The organism is Caproiciproducens sp. (assembly GCF_053840905.1).
Genome location: NZ_JBNLXQ010000019.1, coordinates 1 through 19,141, shown reverse-complemented (window position 1 = coordinate 19,141; position 19,141 = coordinate 1). Strand labels below are relative to the sequence as shown.

General features: G+C 51.2%; 14 protein-coding genes. 9 read left to right on the top strand and 5 right to left on the bottom strand.

Features of this window, described 5'->3' with window-relative positions:
* The first annotated feature begins 53 nt into the window (after positions 1-53).
* From ACQGQ5_RS14650 to ilvD, 7 genes are all read left to right on the top strand, one after another.
* Positions 54-371, top strand: coding sequence for a (2Fe-2S)-binding protein (locus tag ACQGQ5_RS14650; RefSeq protein ID WP_455737235.1), 318 nt, complete (start codon positions 54-56; stop codon positions 369-371).
* 3 nt (positions 372-374) lie between these two features.
* The gene (locus tag ACQGQ5_RS14645) at positions 375-1,493 is read left to right on the top strand and encodes an NAD(P)/FAD-dependent oxidoreductase (RefSeq protein WP_455737234.1); all 1,119 of its coding nucleotides are present in this window, start codon (positions 375-377) and stop codon (positions 1,491-1,493) included.
* Positions 1,490-1,990 carry a 4Fe-4S dicluster domain-containing protein gene (locus ACQGQ5_RS14640; RefSeq protein ID WP_455737233.1) on the top strand — a complete coding sequence of 167 codons (501 nt, stop codon included), beginning with the start codon at positions 1,490-1,492 and terminating at the stop codon, positions 1,988-1,990. Before ACQGQ5_RS14645 ends, ACQGQ5_RS14640 begins: the two co-directional genes overlap by 4 nt.
* A gap of 21 nt (positions 1,991-2,011) precedes the next feature.
* A complete protein-coding gene (locus ACQGQ5_RS14635; RefSeq protein ID WP_455737232.1) occupies positions 2,012-2,296 on the top strand; it encodes a (2Fe-2S)-binding protein in 285 nt (94 codons plus the stop codon).
* A complete protein-coding gene (locus ACQGQ5_RS14630; protein ID WP_455737231.1) occupies positions 2,293-3,480 on the top strand; it encodes an NAD(P)/FAD-dependent oxidoreductase in 1,188 nt (395 codons plus the stop codon). Before ACQGQ5_RS14635 ends, ACQGQ5_RS14630 begins: the two co-directional genes overlap by 4 nt.
* Before the next feature lie 225 nt (positions 3,481-3,705).
* A complete protein-coding gene (locus ACQGQ5_RS14625; protein WP_455737230.1) occupies positions 3,706-5,433 on the top strand; it encodes a methyl-accepting chemotaxis protein in 1,728 nt (575 codons plus the stop codon).
* A 35-nt stretch (positions 5,434-5,468) separates the two neighbouring features.
* Positions 5,469-7,148 carry a dihydroxy-acid dehydratase gene (gene ilvD, locus ACQGQ5_RS14620; RefSeq protein ID WP_455737229.1) on the top strand — a complete coding sequence of 560 codons (1,680 nt, stop codon included), beginning with the start codon at positions 5,469-5,471 and terminating at the stop codon, positions 7,146-7,148.
* A 424-nt stretch (positions 7,149-7,572) separates the two neighbouring features.
* Here ilvD and ACQGQ5_RS14615 read toward each other — a convergent pair whose 3' ends face one another.
* The gene (locus tag ACQGQ5_RS14615; RefSeq protein ID WP_455737228.1) at positions 7,573-8,172 is read right to left on the bottom strand and encodes a TetR/AcrR family transcriptional regulator; all 600 of its coding nucleotides are present in this window, start codon (positions 8,170-8,172) and stop codon (positions 7,573-7,575) included.
* Positions 8,173-8,452: 280 nt separating this feature from the next.
* Here ACQGQ5_RS14615 and ACQGQ5_RS14610 point away from each other — a divergent pair, with 280 nt between their 5' ends.
* Complete coding sequence (locus tag ACQGQ5_RS14610; RefSeq protein ID WP_455737227.1) at positions 8,453-10,180, top strand: FAD-dependent oxidoreductase; 1,728 nt, start codon at positions 8,453-8,455, stop codon at positions 10,178-10,180.
* Positions 10,181-10,194: 14 nt separating this feature from the next.
* The gene (locus ACQGQ5_RS14605) at positions 10,195-11,388 is read left to right on the top strand and encodes an NAD(P)/FAD-dependent oxidoreductase (RefSeq protein WP_455737226.1); all 1,194 of its coding nucleotides are present in this window, start codon (positions 10,195-10,197) and stop codon (positions 11,386-11,388) included.
* 111 nt (positions 11,389-11,499) lie between these two features.
* On the opposite strand, the gene ACQGQ5_RS14600 is transcribed toward ACQGQ5_RS14605, so the two are convergent.
* The 4 genes from ACQGQ5_RS14600 to ACQGQ5_RS14585 form a co-directional block, all read right to left on the bottom strand.
* Positions 11,500-12,765, bottom strand: coding sequence for a diguanylate cyclase (locus ACQGQ5_RS14600; protein WP_455737225.1), 1,266 nt, complete (start codon positions 12,763-12,765; stop codon positions 11,500-11,502).
* Positions 12,766-13,124: 359 nt separating this feature from the next.
* A complete protein-coding gene (locus ACQGQ5_RS14595; protein ID WP_455737224.1) occupies positions 13,125-16,196 on the bottom strand; it encodes a diguanylate cyclase in 3,072 nt (1,023 codons plus the stop codon).
* A gap of 108 nt (positions 16,197-16,304) precedes the next feature.
* On the bottom strand, positions 16,305-16,811 hold the full coding sequence (locus tag ACQGQ5_RS14590; protein ID WP_455737223.1) for a chemotaxis protein CheW: 507 nt from the start codon (positions 16,809-16,811) through the stop codon (positions 16,305-16,307).
* An 18-nt stretch (positions 16,812-16,829) separates the two neighbouring features.
* A complete protein-coding gene (locus ACQGQ5_RS14585; protein ID WP_455737222.1) occupies positions 16,830-18,617 on the bottom strand; it encodes a methyl-accepting chemotaxis protein in 1,788 nt (595 codons plus the stop codon).
* Positions 18,618-19,141: the final 524 nt, after the last annotated feature.

The following is a 19,141-nucleotide window of genomic DNA, read 5'->3' as shown; positions in this document are numbered from 1 at the left end:
CTTGAACAAACCCGGCGAACAACCGGAATTATTGAAACCGGAGGAGATAAAACATGTCCATGAGAGTACGGACCCATCCGATTCTCGGCGAGCTCCCCGCAGAGGAAACGGTGCAGATAACAGTGGATGGAAAATCAGTAAAAGCCATAAAAGGGGAGATGATTCTGGCTTCTTTACTGGCGGAAGGAATTATCGTCAATCGATATACTTACAAACGCAATGAACCGCGAGGGCTATTTTGCGGTATCGGGCAATGTACGGATTGTATGATGGTTGTTAACGGCAAGCCGAATGTGCGTACCTGTATCACTCCTGTGGAAGACGGGATGGTTATTGAAACACAGCATGGCTTTGCCAGCGGGAGGAAATGATCCATGAAAAGTTATGAAGTAGTGATTGTCGGCGCAGGTCCCGCAGGTCTTGCAGCGGCAATTGAAGCGGCAAGATTTGGCGCACAAGTGTTAGTGGTGGATGCGAATTTGAAGGCCGGAGGGCAGCTTTTTAAACAAATACATAAATTTTTTGGTTCAAGCATGCATCGTGCCGGTGTGCGCGGTATGGATATTGGCGTCGAAATGCTCCGGCAGTGTGAGCAATTGGGCGTTGAGATCTGGCTTGACAGTGTGGTGATCGGGTTGTATCAGTCCCATAAGGTGGCCGTTGAACGGGCTGTAGAGAGCGGAAAGGTTCTGGAGGTGGTCCAGGCGAAGAAAATTGTGATCGCGACCGGTGCCAGCGAAAACGCGGTGCGTTTCCCTGGCTGGACGCTTCCTGGGATTATGGGGGCGGGCGCCGCTCAGACCATGATCAATTTTAACCGCGTGCTGCCGGGAAAAAGGGTGCTCACAATCGGGTCGGGTAATGTAGGGTTGATCGTATCCTACCAGTTGATGCAGGCCGGAGCACAGGTTAAAGGAATTGTTGAGGCATTGCCGAAAATCAACGGGTACATGGTTCACGCCGCTAAGATTGCGCGGGCCGGCGTGCCGATTTATACCGGTTATACGGTGCTGGAGGCCCGGGGTGACGAGCGGGTGCGCGAAGCGGTCATCGGGCAAATTGACAAAAACTGGAACCCAGTACCCGGTACCGAGCAGGTGGTAGAGGTGGACACGATCGCTATCGCGGCGGGGCTGAAGCCTTTGACCGGCATGGCGAATATGTACGGCTGCCAGATGTTCAGCGACCGTATGCTGGGCGGCTGGGTGCCGACCCACAGCATTTCTATGGAGACGACGCAGGAAGGCGTTTATGTTGCCGGCGACGCAACCGGTGTCGAGGAAGCCAACACCGCCATTGAGGAAGGCAAGGTTGCCGGTACCGCTATTGCGGAAGCGTTGGGCTATTTGGGTAAGGAAAAGGCCGAAGAGCTTATTGCGGCGGCTTGGGAACGTTTGAACTTTTTACGGGACGGCCCTCACGGAGAAGCGCGCAGAGAGGCAAAGCGCAGACAGATTGAACACTATCGGGGAGAAGAGGCGGTGAACTTATGAGCGGCGAATTGCTGTCCAAAGGGATTTTGACAACGGAGTATCTGCAAAGCTTGTCCATGTTTCCCAGTGAGGAACGCATGAAAAGGGGACCTGTGGCGGTAGCGGAGTGTACGGAGAAAATTCCCTGCAATCCATGCGAGGCTTCCTGCCGGTTCCAGGCGATTTACATCGGTGAAAATATTTCCAATACGCCTAAAATCAACTTTGATGCCTGTGTGGGATGCGGCAGTTGTATTACAGCCTGCAGCGGCTTGGCGATCTTTGTGTTGGATAAATCTTATTCCGATACTTATGGCACTGTGAGTTTCCCGTTTGAATATCTGACCGAACTTCAGGAAGGGGACATGGTGGATGCCGTTGACCGCAGCGGACAGGTAGTCTGTAAGGGTACCGTTAAAAAAATAATTATCACAAAAAGGTCGGATAGGACTCCCGTGATAAAACTGGAGGTTCCTATTGACTGGGTAAATGACGTGAGAGGAATCAAACTAAGATAGCTTACAAAGGAGGAAATATCCATGTCGGAGAGATTGGACGATGACGTCCTGGTGTGCAGATGCGAGGAGGTTACTGTCGGCGAAGTCAGGGAGGCAATTCGTATGGGCGCACGGGATTTAAATGGCATCAAACGCAGAACTCGCGCGGGCATGGGGCTTTGCCAGGGACGTACCTGTGAAGCGCTTTTACTACAGATCCTGCGTCAGGAAATCCCGGGAATTACTCCCGAGGAAGCGGGGTTTTTTACTCCCCGTACACCGCAGCGCCCGGTGCCATTTCAGGTTTTGGGAGGCGGCGAAATATGAAGGCTCATGAAATCGTGGTCATTGGCGCAGGCGCCATCGGTACCAGCGTGGCATATCATTTAACGAAAAAAGGTTACGACGTGGCGCTTGTCGATTCCGGTGACCTGGCAAACGGGACTTCAAGCCACTGCGACGCTGCGGCAATGATTACCGACAAGCAGCCGGGGGCGGACGCGGCTCTGGGCGCCCGCAGCATCAAATATTTCAAGGAACTGTCTTCCGAATTGGAATATGACTTTGAATTTAGACAGAACGGCAGCTTGTATGTCTGCGAAACTGAGTTGGAGATGGAAGTTGCGTCCGACTATATCCAAAAGATGCAGACCGAGGGTTATTCCGTGCACATGTGTGATCCTAAAGAGTTGTCTGAGCGCGAACCCTACCTGGTTAAAGACCTGCCGGGAGGTTTTTGGAGCGATATTTGCTGTGCCTTGAATCCTTATCTACTTTGCTACGCGTTTGTAGAGCAGGGCAAGAAAATGGGACTTACGGAATATACCTATTCTCCTGTAACCGGGATCCGTCTTGATGAGAAGGGCGCTGTTTCGGAGGTGGAGACCTCCAAAGGTTCCATCAAGGCGAAAAAGGTTATCAACTGCGGCGGATGCTGGGCGCCTGAAATAGGGAAAATGGTGGGAGTCAACATTCCAATCAAGCCGCGGAAGGGCACGATTCTGGTTTCCGAAGGTTCTTTTCCGATCGCTTACCAGAAGGTGCAGGAATTCGGATACATGCTCAACAAATTCAATTATGACGTCAAGAGGGATGTTCCTCCCGTTGTGGATGAGTATAACGTTTCCTTTACCATAGAGCCTACACACGCCAACAATTTGCTGGTAGGTTCGTCCCGGAACTTCTTCGGCTTCGGAACCGACAGTGAGATCGAGGTGGTGCACGCCATCGCTACGAGGGCGATGCGCTTTTACCCAATACTCAGGGACATAAGTTGTATACGCGCTTACAGCGGAGTACGGCCGTTTGTTGAGGAGCATCTTCCTATCATTTCGAAGGTGGAGCGTGTACCCGGCTATTATATTGCTGCTGGACACGAAGGTGATGGCATCTCAATGGCTCCCATCACCGGAAGGCTTATCACCCAGATTATCAGCGGAGAAGAGCCTGAATTGGATGTAGTTCCATTCAGCTTTTCGCGATATGATCAACAAACTGCATATTCCAGCTAAAATACTTTGAAACATAAGTTTAGTAGTGGGATATGACCTCAAAGCAGAACGATCAGTAACGTTTAAACCGAAATCCAGTATACAAAAAATGACTTTGCGCTTTACCAGGTCCGTATATCGTCTCCTCTGCCGATGTACGGATCTGGTATTATTCATTTATGGATGACTGACAAAAGCCAACACAAGCCATTACGTGAGTTTTATCAAAGGGGGGGAGAAGTTGTGATGAAAGTAAAAGAAAAAAGGAAAAATTTTCGGATAAGACATGTCCGAATCAGAGACATGCGTATTTCGTCGAAATTGGTTCTCTCTTTTCTGATCGTTTCCCTTATCAATGTTCTCGTTGCTGGGATTGGTATTTTTGGCCTGCGGACCCTGGAAGTCGGTATGAGTAATACGCTTGCCCGAATGTATTCTCTGCCGGATATCACAACGGCTGAGGTCAGCCTGTCGAACATACAAACCACGGCGCAGGACGCGCTGATTAACTATGAGAATCCCGGCATAGTACAGGCGGATCAGGCCAAGATCGACAGCTATTTACAAAATTATGTCGACTGCCTGATGAAAAATAAAATCAATGACATGACTGGGCAAAGTAAGATCGATTCGGCAGAAAATCTTTTTAATACTTACGAAAATCAGGTTAAGCAGACTATGCAGTATGTCAGTTCGGGTGACCGGACCAATGCCAGCCGAACCATGCAGGAGACGCAGAGGACGTTCAGTCAGCTGAGCGGCGTTTACGACATCTATATGTCCGACAGCCTGAACTCGGCGGTACAAGAGAATGCAAGACTTACCGGCACGGCGTCAATTCTGTTGATAGTTTTGGTTATCGCTGCAGTGGTCGGCCTCGTCTGCTCGCTTTTTCTCGGCATGAGGATTGCCAGATCTATCGGTAAGCCGGTTCGGCAGTTGGCGGAGTGCGCCGTGAGGTTTTCGCATGCGGACCTGAACGTCCATGTGGACTATACTTCCAAAAATGAAATCGGCGTGCTGGCGCAATCGCTTAACACTGCTTTCGAGTCCCTGCGGAGCATCGTATCGAGGATTTCCACCGTAATTCTCCGCATGGCGCAGGGTGATATGGCAATTGAAGAGATCGATGACTTTGAGGGGGATTTCCACCCGATTTCGGAGGCGATCAACCAGATTGTCGCGAGTCTGAACGATATTTTCAAGACGGTGAGCGACTCTGCTGAACAGGTCGACAGCGGTGCAAAACAGGTCTCGGATGGATCTCAGGAGTTGGCCCACGGTGCCAGCGAACAGGCGGGCTCCGTGCAGGAGCTCTCTATAGCGATTGAAGAAATCACACAAAAGATCCGTGACAACTCCGGTCAAATCAGCGCGATGGCCACCTTTATGCAGACTGCGACGCATAATGTCGAAGAAAGTACCAAACGGATGGATCAGATGCTTGCCGCAATTGGAAATATCAAGAAATCTTCTGCGGAAATTGGCAAGATTATTCAGGTCATCGATAGCATAGCTTTTCAAACAAACATCTTAGCGCTTAACGCCTCGGTGGAGGCGGCAAGGGCCGGACAGGCAGGCAGAGGCTTCGCTGTGGTGGCGGAAGAGGTTCGCAACCTGGCGGGGAAATCGGCGGGAGCTGCCAAACAGACCACCGTGCTGATCGAAACCTCGGAAAAGATGGTGAAGGAAGGCTCGGAGACCGCGCAGCTGACGGCGCAATCGCTGACGGAAGCCTCTGAAAAGATCCGATCGGTGAACGAAGCGATCCGCAAGATCGAAGAGGTGTCCTCCGCACAATCCGATTCCGTCGCCCGGATTGCCACGGGGATTGGAAAGGTCTCCACAGTAGTGCAGACCAATTCGGCCACAGCGGAAGAAAGTGCGGCAGCGAGCGAGGAGCTCTCAGCCCAGGCTAACACGCTGCGGGCTGAACTCGGAAAAGTACGACTCCGGGGGACACTCGCGGAGTAAATGGTTCACCGATATAAGCATGGAGGTGTAATGATATGAAATATGATTATGAGAATAAAGATATCAATGATAGGTCTTATTGGAACGGCTTAGGCGCAGCGAATAAAAGGGCTATTTATAAAGCGGCGGGATATGAGGATAAGGATATCCGGACAAAACCGCATATTGGAATAGCTAATACTTATTTTGAGGGTTCTCCGGGAACCGGTCATCTTAGAAGGTTGTCTGAAGCAGTAAAACAGGGGATCTGGATGAATGGCGGTGTTCCTATGGAATTTGGAGTTTCCGCCACATGTGGAAACATTGGGATAGGCGGAGACGGGCTGAGATATGAATTGGCGGCCAGGGACATGGTTGCCATCTCGATAGAAATAGTAAGCAGGGTCCAAAATTTTGATGCGTTAGTAATCCTTGCTTCTTGCGATAATATCATTGCCGGAGCATATCTGGCAGCCATTAGAGTAAATCTTCCGGTAATTGTCGTAACGGGCGGATCTATGTATGAGGGAGAGTGCCAAGGGAGGAGAATCGTCCAGGCAGAGATGGACATTGCGGCAATCCGGGGGGACAAAGAATTTGTAAATATGTTTGAAGAACATGTTTGTCCGTCTTTTGGAGCATGTCCCTCCATGGGGACAGCGAATACAATGCAAATTTTAGGAGAAGCATTAAATCTTGTTGTACCTGGAACAGCTACTATCCCGGCAGCGGACAACATTAAATTAAGGAAATGCGTAGAGGCTGGCCGCCAAATCGTTACGATAGCAAAAGAAGGAATCAAACCGTCGAAGCTTATCTCGAAAGAAGTCATTTTAAACGCCGTCATGCTGGATATGGCAATAGCCGGCTCTACAAACGCTGTTTTGCATATTCTGGCTTATTCCAACGAATTGGGGTTAGGAGTAACGATTGATGATTTTGATAGGATTGCAAATGAAATCAAATGCCTTGTTGGCGTAATCCCAACAGGTGATCTTAGCATTGTCGACCTGTATCATGCAGGTGGTGTCCCTGCAGTAATGAAGAGGCTGGAGAGCAAACTTTATCTGGATGTTCCCATTTTGTGCGGATGTACCTGGAGGGAATATTTAAAGGGCGTGCACATAGACAATGAAAACATAATAAAAACACTGGAGGAACCATTCGATAACATGCCGGGTCTCCGAATCCTGAAGGGAAATATCGCACCGAAAGGCGCAGTATGCAGACCAACCGGAGTGCCTGGGAAAATGCTGAAATTCAAAGGAGAGGCTAAAGTTTTTAATGCCGAGGAAGATGCCTACGCCGCAATTATAGCAGATCGAGTAAAGCCCGGCGATGTGGTGGTTTTAAGGTATGAAGGATGCAAAGGGGGACCGGGGTTAAACGAATTAATGATGGCCACGGATGGTCTTTTGGCAAAAAAATTAGAAGATAAAGTAGCTCTTATAACAGATGGAAGATTCTCTGGATTTAACCATGGAACCATCATTGGACACGTTGCGCCGGAAGCATATGATGGCGGAACAATAGCATTCATTCAGGATGGGGATCTCATTGAAGGCGATATATTAGGGGGCAAGATCAATCTTTTAGCATCAGATGAAGAAATCGAAAAGAGAAGGGAAAATTGGGTAAGGCCAGAGCCAAAGGTAAAAAAAGGCGTGTTGTCTATTTATGGCGCCACCTGCAGGCCATCTAACGAAGGAGGAGCAATGCAGAACTGGCTGAAATAATATTTTGGGATGATTCTACCGGTTGTGGCGGCCTTCTTATCTTCTTAATCCAGTGAAGGGGAATTATTGCATGAATATCAGCACAGGGATTGTCGATGTAATGCTGTTTTTCATGGCAGCAGGCATGATAGACCAGCTTGCTTTTTAAAATAAATTTGGCTAAAGATGGCAGGAGCCTGCCCTTTGTGTTATAAGGGGCAGGCTCCGTTTGATTATAGTGCGAAAACTTCCGGCTGTGCCGGGAGTTTAAAAAAGCTTTGGCGGTGAGCAAAAATGCAAGCTGAACCTTATCCCCAGTCCTGCTGATTGCGTTTTCAAAACAAGATAGGCGGCTTCCATGAAACGGGAAGGGTTTCAGCAGGGAGGGGCAGGGGGACGACTTACGCCCTGGCGGACGCGGAATGGAAAGCCGGGAACAAAAACCCTAACGTGAGTCGGCACTGGCACTGTAATAATAGAGCACAATCCCCACTGATTTCCGGCACATGGTCACAAGGTTATAGCTGCCCTCGTACATACACCAGTCGTAGAGTGTGCCGCGTGTTGTCATAAAGATATGCTTCGTTATTTCATGGGGTTCCCCGGCAAGCTGGTGGTTGGCAATCAGCTTCTCCACCAAATCGGAAATGACCTGATAGGAAAACCGGCGCTCATCCAGGATGTACTTTTCAACGCTGGTGAGCTGGCTTTTAAAAAATTGCGCGTCAATGCGGTATCCGTGAGTCAGAAGCAGCTCAAACTGCTTTTGGATAAACGCAAAAATATCCTCCGCCGTGCCGCGCGGCTCATAACTTTTCCACCACGCGCGCAGCTCCTCGTCGAAGTGGCGGTAGCCCTCTTTGATGATGCTGTCCTTGTCTTTAAAATAATAATAAAACGTGCCCACGGACACGCCCGCCTTTTGGCAGATGTCTGTGATTTTCACATTTTCAAACGATTCCTGTCCGAACAGCTCCAACGCACTATCCAATATATGCGCTTTTGTTTCGAGAGCCTGCTGCTGCCGATGGGTCAACTCTTCCATAAATACATGCCTGCTTCCCTGATTGTTTTTCTGCATTATTGTACTCTATTTGATAAGAAAATACAACTCCCTCTGCGGACGGTCGAAAACGAGCGCTTGTTATCTGTAGGCTGTTTATAATGCAACTTATACAATAATATAACTTATATATCATATAATTTAATGATATTGACATTAAAATCAAGGGATGCTAATATACTATTAACAACTGAATGTGATTCATATAACTGCATTCAGTGATTTGGCAAGACGGAAAATAATAAACGGGAGGTAGTATGTTATGAGCAATGTGCAAACTATCCAGCTCAAGGTGGAAAACGGACAGCCTTTCACCTTGGAACGGGCTGCAGTCGCTTCAATTGACTCCACGCTGTGCGTCAATTGCGGAATCTGCCGCCGCGCCTGTCCAGTCAAAGCGATCGAGGAACATCAGCGTGATATATGCAGGCTCTGCCCCGATTGCGCCCAAGGACCGGAGATTTTCCCCGCGGACTCCAAGGCCTATGCAACCCGGCACTCGTGCAGCCTTGCCTGTCCGTTGGGCACCATCCCCGAGGGCTATGTCAACCTGATCGCCGAGGGCAAGTTCGAAGCCGCCTACGACCTCATCAAGGAGCTCAATCCGCTGCCGGTTATCTGCTCCATGATCTGCCACCATCCCTGCGAGGATGACTGCAAGCGCGGCCTCTTGATTGACAAGCCCATCGCCATCCGTGCGCTCAAGCGCTTCATTACCAGCCGGGTGGAGCCCGAGCCCCTCGTTTTTAACCGTCGGTACGACACCAAGATCGCAGTCATCGGCGCAGGCCCGGCCGGTATCACCGCTGCAGCTGACCTCGCGGCAAAGGGCTACCGCGTGAAGATTTTCGAGGCAGGCCCGGAACCGGGCGGTATGCTGCGCATCGGAATCCCGAATTTCCGCGTGGATAAAACCGCGCTGCAAAACGAGATCCAGCATCTGCTCGACGCGGGCATTGAAATCGAGTATGACTGCCTCATCGGCAAAAACCCGACTATCGACGACCTGCTCGCCGATCACTACGCGGCTGTGCTCATTGCCGTGGGTGCGGGAAAGGGCTCGATTCTGCCGATTCGCGGCTCGAATGCGGAGAAGGTCTACGACGCATTGCAGTTCATGAAAAAAGTTAACGCCGACATCCCGGTGAAGGTTGGAAAAAAGGCTGTGGTCATCGGCGGCGGCTCGATTGCGTTTGACACAGCCCGCTCCCTCAAGCGTCTGGGAGTGGCCGACGTCACCTGCGTGTGTCTCGAGGAAGGCGCTGCCGTTCCCGCACCGAAGTGGGAGATTGAAGAGGCAAAAGAAGAGGGTGTCAAGCTCATTGAGGGCGCAGCCCCCACGCGCATCGTCACAGAGCTGTTTACCGTCGAGGGCGTGGAGTTCCGCAAGGTGGAGTGCATCGATACGGACGAGTTCGGCCGCCTGCAGCCCCAGTGCTTTATGGGCAGCGAATTTGTCGTGGATGCCGACACCGTCCTGTTTGCCACCGGTCAAAAGGCCGATACACGCTTTTTCGTGGAGAAATCCGGTCTTGCGCTCGACGGCGCCGGCCATCTGCAGCACGATCCGGACACGCTGGCGACCAGTAAAGATAAGGTTTTCGTCGCGGGCGACGTCGTTATGGCACGCGGCAACGCGGTTGAGGCGATGGCCTCGGGCCGCAAGGCTGCGCTGGCCATTGACAACATGCTGCAGGACCGCAAGGTGGAAAACCGCGCGGTCGAACGGGACCCCAAACTCGCGCCCGTCGTCGAGAAAATCTATCCCGTGCGCCTGGAGCGCCTCGATCCGCAGGAGGTTCCAAAGCGGCGTTACCGCGACACCTTCGAGCAGGTGGAGGGCGTATTTGACGAGCAGACGGCAATGCTGGAAGCTGCCCGCTGCATGAAGTGCGGCTATTCCTTCGTGGAAACCGAGCGCTGCATCGGCTGCGGTGTTTGTGCGAACAGCTGCCCTGAAAACATCATTACGATGATAAAACCGCAGTAAGGGAGGATATGAAAATGAAAGTAATCGAACGCGATGTTGTCGTTGTGGGCGGCGGCCCCGGCGGTTCTACCTGCGCGGCGTTTTTGGCGCGGGCAGGTGTGGACGTTCTCATTCTGGATAAAGAAACTTTCCCGCGCGAGAAGCCCTGCGGCGACTGTCAGTCGGGTGTGACCTGCGTCATTCTCAACGAGCTGGGTTGGCTGGACGGCCTGCGCGAAATCAGCTACGAAAACCATGGTATCATCCTTACTTCTCCCGATTATACAAAGCTGACGGTTACAGCCCCGTTTAGCGGTATGCGTTACGACACGCCGCGCCGCATCTACGATGACTTCATGGTCAAACACGCGGTGAAAGAGGGCGCCGAGCTGCTTGAGGAGTGCTGGGTGTACGACGTTATCAAGGAGGACGGTTACGTCCGCGGCGTCAAGGCCAAGTATCAGGGGCAGAAGATCGAAATCCGCGCGAAGATGGTGATCGGCGCGGACGGCGCGCATTCCATCGTAGCGCAAAAGATCGGCATGTTCCCGGATCTTGACAACAACGTAGCGGTTGTGGGCCGCTGTTACTACGAAAACGTGGACATGGAGCCGTATAATGAAATCCATTTTGACGGCGACGTGATACCGGGTTATGTGTGGATTTTCCCCGAGAAAGACAAGCTCGCCAACGTGGGCCTGGGCTTCACGCGTGATACATACCCCCGCGACGGCAAATCGCTGCAGGAAACTCTGGAGTTCTGGATCAACAAGAGCCCGTTCGGCGAGAAACTGCGCGGTAAAAAGCGGATCGGTGAGTTCCGCGGCTGGCGTATCCCGGACGGCGTGCAGCGCATGGATAACTATGTTCCCGGCTGTATGCTGGTGGGCGACGCGGCCAGCATGGTCATGCCGTCCACAGGCGAAGGCATCGGCCCCGCCATGGTCACGGGTAAGCTGACGGCACAGATTACCGTCGAGGCGCTGAAACAAAACGATTTCTCCGGCGAGTTTTTGAGACAGTACCCCCAGATGCGCGACGAAATGTACGATGCAAAATACAAGAGCATCAAGGCGTTTGAGAATTCGTTCGCAAACGGCGACAACGTCAACGCCTTTGTTCACAAGCTCAACGACGACGCCAAGGCGTTCGACGGGTTTCGTAAGCAGTGGTTTTTCGAGGCCTACGAGGAAGATCGTAAAAAGAAAGGAGCGGCTGCGAAAAAATAATCCGCCCACCCCATATGCGGAACTCCCCTGGCTGCGAAAGCAGTCAGGGGAGTTCTTTTAGACGAACGGTATAAAATCGGATGAAGAACCCCTTATCGCTGAGAATCGGTTCTATTCTTCGATAACAATCACCTTGTTTTTGCCGGCGCTTTTGGCACGATACATTGCGGTATCCGCCTTTTTAATCAGACTGCTGACCGAGTGTGTTCCCAGCGTCAGACTGTTTGCTACACCTATGCTGAGAGTCAGTTTTACATCCGGAGCGAAACAGGTGATATCCATGTCGGTGACATTACCGCGAATCCGCTCGGCAATCCGATAGGCGTCCTCCGCCGATGTGTTTTCAAGCAGGATGATGAACTCGTCACCCCCGAACCGAACCGCGTTAGAACCGCTGCGAATACTTGATTTGATACATTCGGAAAGTTCCTTCAACACTTTGTCACCAACGATGTGTCCGTAAAGATCATTGACGGATTTGAAATTATCGATATCGACAAACAAAACGGAAAGCATCGCATCCTTATCCTCAGGCTGGTGATCGCAGTATTCAAAATATTGCTTATTATAGAATCCTGTCAGCGGGTCGGTAGACGCCTGTTCAATCAACAGGTTTATTTTTTGCCGCATCGATGACACATCAGTGACCGTTATGATTTTTGCCGAGTCGCGGTTTTCCGGCTCAATGGGGTATTGCGTGATGAAGAGGCAGACCTCGCCTCCCGTTGTCCGGATATTTACTTCGTGCAGCTTGTAGTTTAGTTCGTAGTCATAGTCCGGGATATAACCGGCGACCAGATCGCCGACACCAATGCCGTCATCTCGTAAAATTCCTTTCGCAGCGTCGTTAATACAAAGGATTCTCCGGTTTTTGTTGACCAGAATAATTCCATCCGAAGAGCTTAACAGCACCTTTCGGTAAATGTATTCCGAACGTATGTTGAGCAGCTTATATTTCGTAATAGAGATAAAGATAAATACGACAAAAATAAGGATGGCAACATACATAAGCGAAGGGCCGATTTCAATATGGAACTGAACCGGCAGTATATATTCGGAGATAACACTGACAAAAACGGCAAGTCCGCCTCCCCCAAATATGTATTTCAGCTGTACCCTTTTCCGCTGGTCTTTTGTAGACAGATAATCCCGGACGATCAGAAACAGCGCATAAACAGCGGGCAGTGTAAAAATCGCAGACATGAGGGGTGCGACTACCGGTTGGGAAAGCCGCCAGAACATCGGATCGTCATAATCGATCGGAAAGTGATACCGGAGCAAAATAGTCAGCGTGTTGATCCCGACAAAGACAGAAAAGACCGCGTCCGTTTTTTTCTGTACCAGCCGGTAGACGAACAGTAAAAAAAAACAGGGCAAGGTTCATCATACTGACCCAATAAACCGTCTTGAGTATCAGCACAAAAACAGATCTGCTGCTGTAGCTGTTGCATAGGCTCAAAACCATCCATAAAATAATGAGGCTTATAAAATATAAAAACGACTGGTTGACCTTGTCATTGCTTTTATTTAAAAAGACAAAGGTCCAAATAAACATCATGATTCCATAGATAACTACAAAGGTCACAAATTGCACCATCAGGAAACTTTTACCTCCTCCTTGTGCCTTGCCGGCACAATCTTCTGCACGAAAACAATTCATGAAAGCTACGACAATATTTGTGTTGATTGGTATAGGCACAGAACTTCAGTTCCCGGATCACTTTCCTGCAGGATGGTTATTTGTGAATCTCAGCCGGAACGGTCATATATTTTTCCACGTATTCCCCAATGGGAATCGGTTTGCTGAATAAATATCCCTGCGCCTGTTCGCAGCCGTTTTGCCTTAAAATATCAAATTGCTCCTCTGTTTCCACACCTTCCGCAACAACACAGATCCCCATTTTGCGGCAGATGCTCACAATGGATTCAATGACCAGCTGTGCCTTTTGATTCGTCAAAACGCTGTCTACGAGGGCCTTATCCAGCTTGAGCTCGTCAAAATTGGCTGAGGAGAACAGGGAAAGATTTGCGAAATCCACCCCGAAATCGTCGATGGAAATGGAGAAACCGGCGGCGCGGAGACTGTCGATTAAAGTGAGAAGGTTCATATCTTCTACGCCTTTGACACTTTCCGTCACCTCGATAATAACCCACTTTTTCTCAATGGAGTATCTGCCAAATACCTCTTGCAATCGTGAAAGAAAGTCCTGCTCGGCCATTGTGTACCGTGAGAAATTGACGGAGATAGGCACAACCGCTCTGCCTTCGCCGATCCACTGGGCAAGCATGGCGCAGATGCGGTCGAATACAAAAAAATCCACAACACCGATGAGCTTGGCATCCTCCAGCACAGGCAAAAACTGTGCGGGCGCGATGACCGTCCCATCCTCCTGCCGGTAGCGGATCAGCGCCTCGGCGCCGCTCATGATGCGATTCTTAAAGGACACTTTCGGCTGTAAGTAGACGACGAAGCAGCCTTCCTCCATTCTCTTTTTCAGCGCTCCGGGCTCTGTCAGGCAGAATACGTCATCGTTGTAATGCCGGTAGCGATCGCTGGGAAGGATTTTGCGGTAATATCTCTTTTTGTCCTCATACATCCACGCTTCCGCTTCACGGATCAGGCTCCGGACATTCTCCGCCTGCTCCGTCCAGTGGTAACCAATCGCCGCGTGGCAGTCCTGAGAAACGGTACAATCCATCATAAAGGTTCTCACCTGCTGCTCAAACCGCTTCTGCGGAATCTCTCTGCAAAGCACAATGAACTCATCCCCGTTCACACGGTAAGAGAGCCCTGATGGAAACGTCTCCCTGATCCTGTCGGCACAGTTTCTTAAGATCTGATCGCCGCAGGCGTGTCCCAAGGTGTCGTTGAGGCGCTTCATTTCATTCATGGAAACGGATACGACCCCTGTGTTCGGGGCTGCCCCCAGATCGGCAATGTCCCGTAAGCAGCGGTTTCGATTGCGAAGCCCTGTCAGGGAATCCTCGAAACTCAGCTTCTTCAAAAGCGTTTCATAGCGCACTCTTTGCATGGTGGACAACAGAAAATAGTGCAGGGAAAGCAGTGACGACGCAATGCCGTGCGCTTTTCCCAACAAGGGGTTTTCCACGCCCCAAAGTCCAAGCAGCTTGCCGTCCCGCTCCAGAGGGATAAGCACAATGTTTTTGATTTTCTGTTTGAGGAAGGACTGATACAGCTTCCTGTCAAGGGGACGAAGCTGCTCCGTGTCCTCTATGAGAACACATTCCTTATTGCCAAACAGGGACCACAGCCGATGAAAGTCGGCCAGCGCTGCTTTTTGTTTTCTAAGGTCCGGCGAAAGCTGCGGCGCACACCACTGATTTGCCAAAATGAAGGCCTCTCCGGACAGCGAATAGAAACAGGCCCTGTCCGCGCCCGAATATTCGCCCGTGCGCCGGAGGACTTTCTCCATTGCCTCGTCCATGGTTTTCGCACTGTAAAGCATGCCCATACATTCCCGGACGACCTGCTCTGATTCCAGAAGGCTCTCCAGAGTGTGACGTTCTTCCTCCGTCTCGGTAATATCGGTGGCAATTTCCAGCCGCGCTTTTCTGCCGCTCCAGTACACCAGCCTGTCACGCAGCAGGAAATGCCTTCCCGTCTTCTGATTGGTAAAATTCCAGGTATACACGCTGTCATAGGACAGACGGCCGTTGACGCAGAAGGCGCACGGCTTGTCCAGCCCCTGTATCAGCTGGTAGCATTTTCTGTTTTTTAGGTCTGCAATCCCGTATTTTTCCCGCGCGGCGGAGTTGACATACAAAATTTCGTGGGTGTCGGCGTCCACAACAGAAACGATCTCCAGCATTTGCTCGAGGATTTGCAGGAGAATATCCTGTATCGGATCACTTACCTCCACCGGCGCACAGGCGTCCCCGCGGCTGCCGGCGGAGACGGAAAGGGGACGAAGGGAACACGCGTCAATCTCCTTGTCCGGCTCCGGGTTTTCCACGGCAATTTGATTCCGTCCGGCTTGCTTAGCCTGATACATGGCGTTGTCCGCGCTGCGGATCAAAAGGTCAATCCCCGGCGGGTCGACGGGGATCATACTGGACACGCCGATGCTGATGGTGAAGCGGAAGTCGGGAACCTCCTCGAACCGTATCATTCGCACCCGATCCATAATGCGGCGCGCCACGAGCCGAGAGGCATCGCCGTCCGCGCCGGCAAGCAGGAGGAGAAATTCTTCTCCTCCGTACCGGCAGTTCACATCGCCGCTCCGCAGGCAATTTTCAAGCGTCTGTGAAAGTCTGGCCAAAACAGCGTCGCCGAACACATGCCCGTAACAATCGTTGATTTGCTTGAAATAGTCAATATCGATAAAAAGCAGAGAAATGGGCTGGCCGAGCCGACGGCTGTTTTCATAGATGGTGTTTGCCAGTTCAAAAAACGCGTGCCGATTGGAAGCGCCGGTCAGCTCATCGGTCATGGCCATATGCGCCAAAGTTTTCTCGTGCCGCTTCAGCTCGGTTACGTTCCTTTGTTCCCGCGCCTTGAGCTTACCGACAAGAAGAATGATGGAGACAACCGCCAGAACAATGGTGATCGCTTTATATCCGCCGGCGGGATCAGCGGTTTTAACAAGGAAAAAATAAAAGGCATACGCAATGGAGGTCGCGCCGCTGAGAGCGCCGCTGACATAGCCGTCGGAGTATGTAAAATAGACCACCGGAATGATCAGCAGGATCATGGGGTTGGGAACCTTCAGGCCGTATACTGCCAGGATAAAAAATATCATCAGCGGAACACTCAGCAGCCTTTGCCACCAAACTCTTTGTTTTTTCATAAACGCGCCTCCTTCCGATGCGTATACATTTCTGCATGATCCCCAATATTTTTGAAGCGTCAATACGTTCCAGCCGCCTGTGTCCACGGACGCAGGAACAGCGAATTTTTAGGGCGCGGCAAACTCGCTTTCCCCAAGGATCTTTCCCGCGTGCAGCAGTAAGGCCACACGCTCTTTTTGTCCATCGGCAGATTTCAGCCTTGCGATCCCGGTCAAATAATCGTTGACACGGGAAGCCCCGGCGTTTATTTTCGGAGGCGCGGAGATCTGCTCCGTTTCAATATCGACAACTTCATCCACCTCGTCCACAATCAGTCCAAAGTCGCTGTTCCGCACGTTGGTGATGATGATACAAGTGCGTTCCGTGTAGGCCGCTTCCGGCTTCCCAAAACGCAGACGCACATCAATTACGGGGATAATCTGACCCCGCAGGTTGATGACCCCTTTTACATAATCCGATTGATCCGGCATTAATATGATCTCCTGCATCTGCGCAATTTGGACAATTTCTGTTATGGGCAGGGCGAACAACTGCTGATCCGTGAGGAAGGTAAGGTATCGCTCCTGAGATGCGTCGACCGGTTCGTCCGTATGTAATTTATCCTGTAATTCCATAAAGCTTCCCCTTCTTTATCAATATTTTCCCAGACTGAACGCGGGTTCAGGCAGACGGTTTGCACGCTCCTGTTCGCTTGGGGAAGCGGTGGACAAAGTATTTCCCTGTGCTGCTCCGTCCGCCAGCCTGAACTTTCCGACCTCCTTGCGCAGCGCGACGGCCTGAGCCGACATTTCCTCGCTGGTGGCGGAGTTTTCCTCGGCGGTGGCGGCATTGGTCTGCACCACGGCGGATATCTGGGAAAGCCCGTCCTTGATCTGGTCGATGGCGCCGGTTTGCTCGGTTGATGCCTGCTCGATCGTCGCAAAGCTCTTGGTTACCTTCTCCGCGTTTACGCCGGTATCCTGTAATTGCGCTGCCGTTTGTTCGGTGATCTGGGTTCCCCGTTCCACAGCCGCCACAGAGGCTGCAATCAGCGTGCTGGTCTGGTGCGCGGCCTCGCCGGATTTTGCGGCAAGATTCCGCACCTCATCGGCGACAACGGCAAACCCCTTGCCGGCGGTTCCGGCACGTGCCGCCTCTATCGCAGCGTTCAGCGCGAGAATATTGGTCTGGAACGCAATGTCTTCGATAACCTTTGTAATGCTTGCAATCTGGCTGGAGGAGGAGCTGATTTCAGCCATCGCCTCGGTGAGCTGCCGCATGTATTCGTTGCTGGCGTTCACTCCTACGCCGGCCTGCTCGATATACCCGGCCGCAACGCCTATGGTGGACAGGTTTGCATCGGCTTGCTCCGCGACCTGCGTAACGGAAGCGTTCAGCTCCTCCACGGTGGCCGCCTGTTCGGTGGAGCCGCTGGCCAGCGCCTGCGCGCCGCTGGAAACCTGCTCAGAGCCCGTCATCACCTGCTCGGCAGCCGCGCCGATATGCCTCATGGTCTCGCTGAGGGTATCCCGCATTTTCCTCAAGGAATCCAGCAAGGGGTAATAAGCGCCCACATAGTAATTTTCCGCCTGCGTATCCACCGCAAAATTGCAGTCGGCAAACGCGCCAAAGCCCGTCGAAAGATCCGTGATGATGGTTCGTAAAGTGTCCGACATATTGCGGAAGCTCTTTGCCAGCATGCCGATTTCATCCTTGGAATCGGTGGTAATATCGATCTCGAAGTCTCCCTGGGCAAGCTTGTCGGCGGCCGTGACCATTTTACCCAGCGGCTTACTGATATTGCGGGAAAGAAAAACTCCGAGCAGAACGGCTACGATCATCGCGACAAGTACCGTAATGATCATCGTCAAATCCGCGGTTTTCGCAAGCTGGGTATTCTCAGCCGCCCTTTTCGCCGCGCCGTCGGCATTATATTGATACAAGTTCACAAAAGCGTCCATCAGGGAACCGCTCAATGTGTCGGAGTCTGTGAGCAGCACTTTTTTCATTTGCGCATATTGCCCGGTTCCTGCAAGCTGGATCACTTGCTGCATCTGTGATTTATATGGATCCCAATCGGTTTTCAGCGAATTAAACAGATCGCGGTCTGTCTGTGTAATAATACCGCTCTCATAGTTTTTCAGGTTGCTGTCGATGGCTGAAATGAAGTCGTTCATTTTGCCTATGTAAGCGTCCTTTTGAGTATTGTCCTCCAACAGAAGCATCTCGGCGACGTTATATCTCAGCCTCTGGTAATAGGTGTTGGCATTTCCCGCATAGACAATCCCCAATGTGTTCCCTTCATACAGTACTTTGTCCGTTTCGGCCAGAGTATTGATATTGACCAGTCCGACAACTCCGACCACACTTGCAATGCATGCTACAATCAGAAACCCAATAATTAGCTTCGTAGCAATTTTAAAATTTACGAATCTTTTCATCATGATATCTCCTTTTATATTTAATCCTTTGCAAAATAGAACGTGAAATTAGGCGAAAACACGGAGGAACGCCGCCCACTTTACGGAGGGGCGGTTCCCTGCTTACTGAATGCGGTGCCATCTTACGCGATCGGCTGCCATGGATGCAGCGGTTCATTCTTTGGACGGACGGCCAAATTTGACGCCCCTTGCTTTGGCCGCCTTCCCTCGGCTTGGAACTGCCTGTTAAGCTTTCCCTCCTTCTGCGTGACATAGCTGAGGATTTTAAGGACCGGATGACAATGCGGGTACCTGCCAAATCCCGGCCTTTCTGCCGTGTATCCAACAGCGGCATATCAAGAACCACGCGACATTATCTTCCTTTGAAATGATCCGCCGATGCTCAATGATTTCTCCGTAGTCCCTGCCCAGCCTGTCGATGCTTTTGTATGAATCACATAATTTCTATTATGTTGTAACCCTTATTGCATCAGGCACCGCAATTTACTAAGAGTAAACAGAAAAAGCAAAAAGAGAGTACAGCA

Excerpts from the sequence above, each read along its gene's own strand:
- ACQGQ5_RS14645 (WP_455737234.1), top strand. The coding sequence starts at position 375 with ATGAAAAGTTATGAAGTAGTGATTGTCGGCGCAGGTCCCGCAGGTCTT.
- ACQGQ5_RS14615 (WP_455737228.1), bottom strand. The coding sequence starts at position 8,172 with ATGGAAGAGTTGACCCATCGGCAGCAGCAGGCTCTCGAAACAAAAGCG.
- ACQGQ5_RS14595 (WP_455737224.1), bottom strand. The coding sequence starts at position 16,196 with ATGAAAAAACAAAGAGTTTGGTGGCAAAGGCTGCTGAGTGTTCCGCTG.
- ACQGQ5_RS14635 (WP_455737232.1), top strand. The coding sequence starts at position 2,012 with ATGTCGGAGAGATTGGACGATGACGTCCTGGTGTGCAGATGCGAGGAG.
- ACQGQ5_RS14590 (WP_455737223.1), bottom strand. The coding sequence starts at position 16,811 with ATGGAATTACAGGATAAATTACATACGGACGAACCGGTCGACGCATCT.
- ACQGQ5_RS14630 (WP_455737231.1), top strand. The coding sequence starts at position 2,293 with ATGAAGGCTCATGAAATCGTGGTCATTGGCGCAGGCGCCATCGGTACC.
- ACQGQ5_RS14605 (WP_455737226.1), top strand. The coding sequence starts at position 10,195 with ATGAAAGTAATCGAACGCGATGTTGTCGTTGTGGGCGGCGGCCCCGGC.
- ACQGQ5_RS14585 (WP_455737222.1), bottom strand. The coding sequence starts at position 18,617 with ATGAAAAGATTCGTAAATTTTAAAATTGCTACGAAGCTAATTATTGGG.
- ilvD (WP_455737229.1), top strand. The coding sequence starts at position 5,469 with ATGAAATATGATTATGAGAATAAAGATATCAATGATAGGTCTTATTGG.
- ACQGQ5_RS14625 (WP_455737230.1), top strand. The coding sequence starts at position 3,706 with ATGAAAGTAAAAGAAAAAAGGAAAAATTTTCGGATAAGACATGTCCGA.
- ACQGQ5_RS14650 (WP_455737235.1), top strand. The coding sequence starts at position 54 with ATGTCCATGAGAGTACGGACCCATCCGATTCTCGGCGAGCTCCCCGCA.
- ACQGQ5_RS14640 (WP_455737233.1), top strand. The coding sequence starts at position 1,490 with ATGAGCGGCGAATTGCTGTCCAAAGGGATTTTGACAACGGAGTATCTG.
- ACQGQ5_RS14610 (WP_455737227.1), top strand. The coding sequence starts at position 8,453 with ATGAGCAATGTGCAAACTATCCAGCTCAAGGTGGAAAACGGACAGCCT.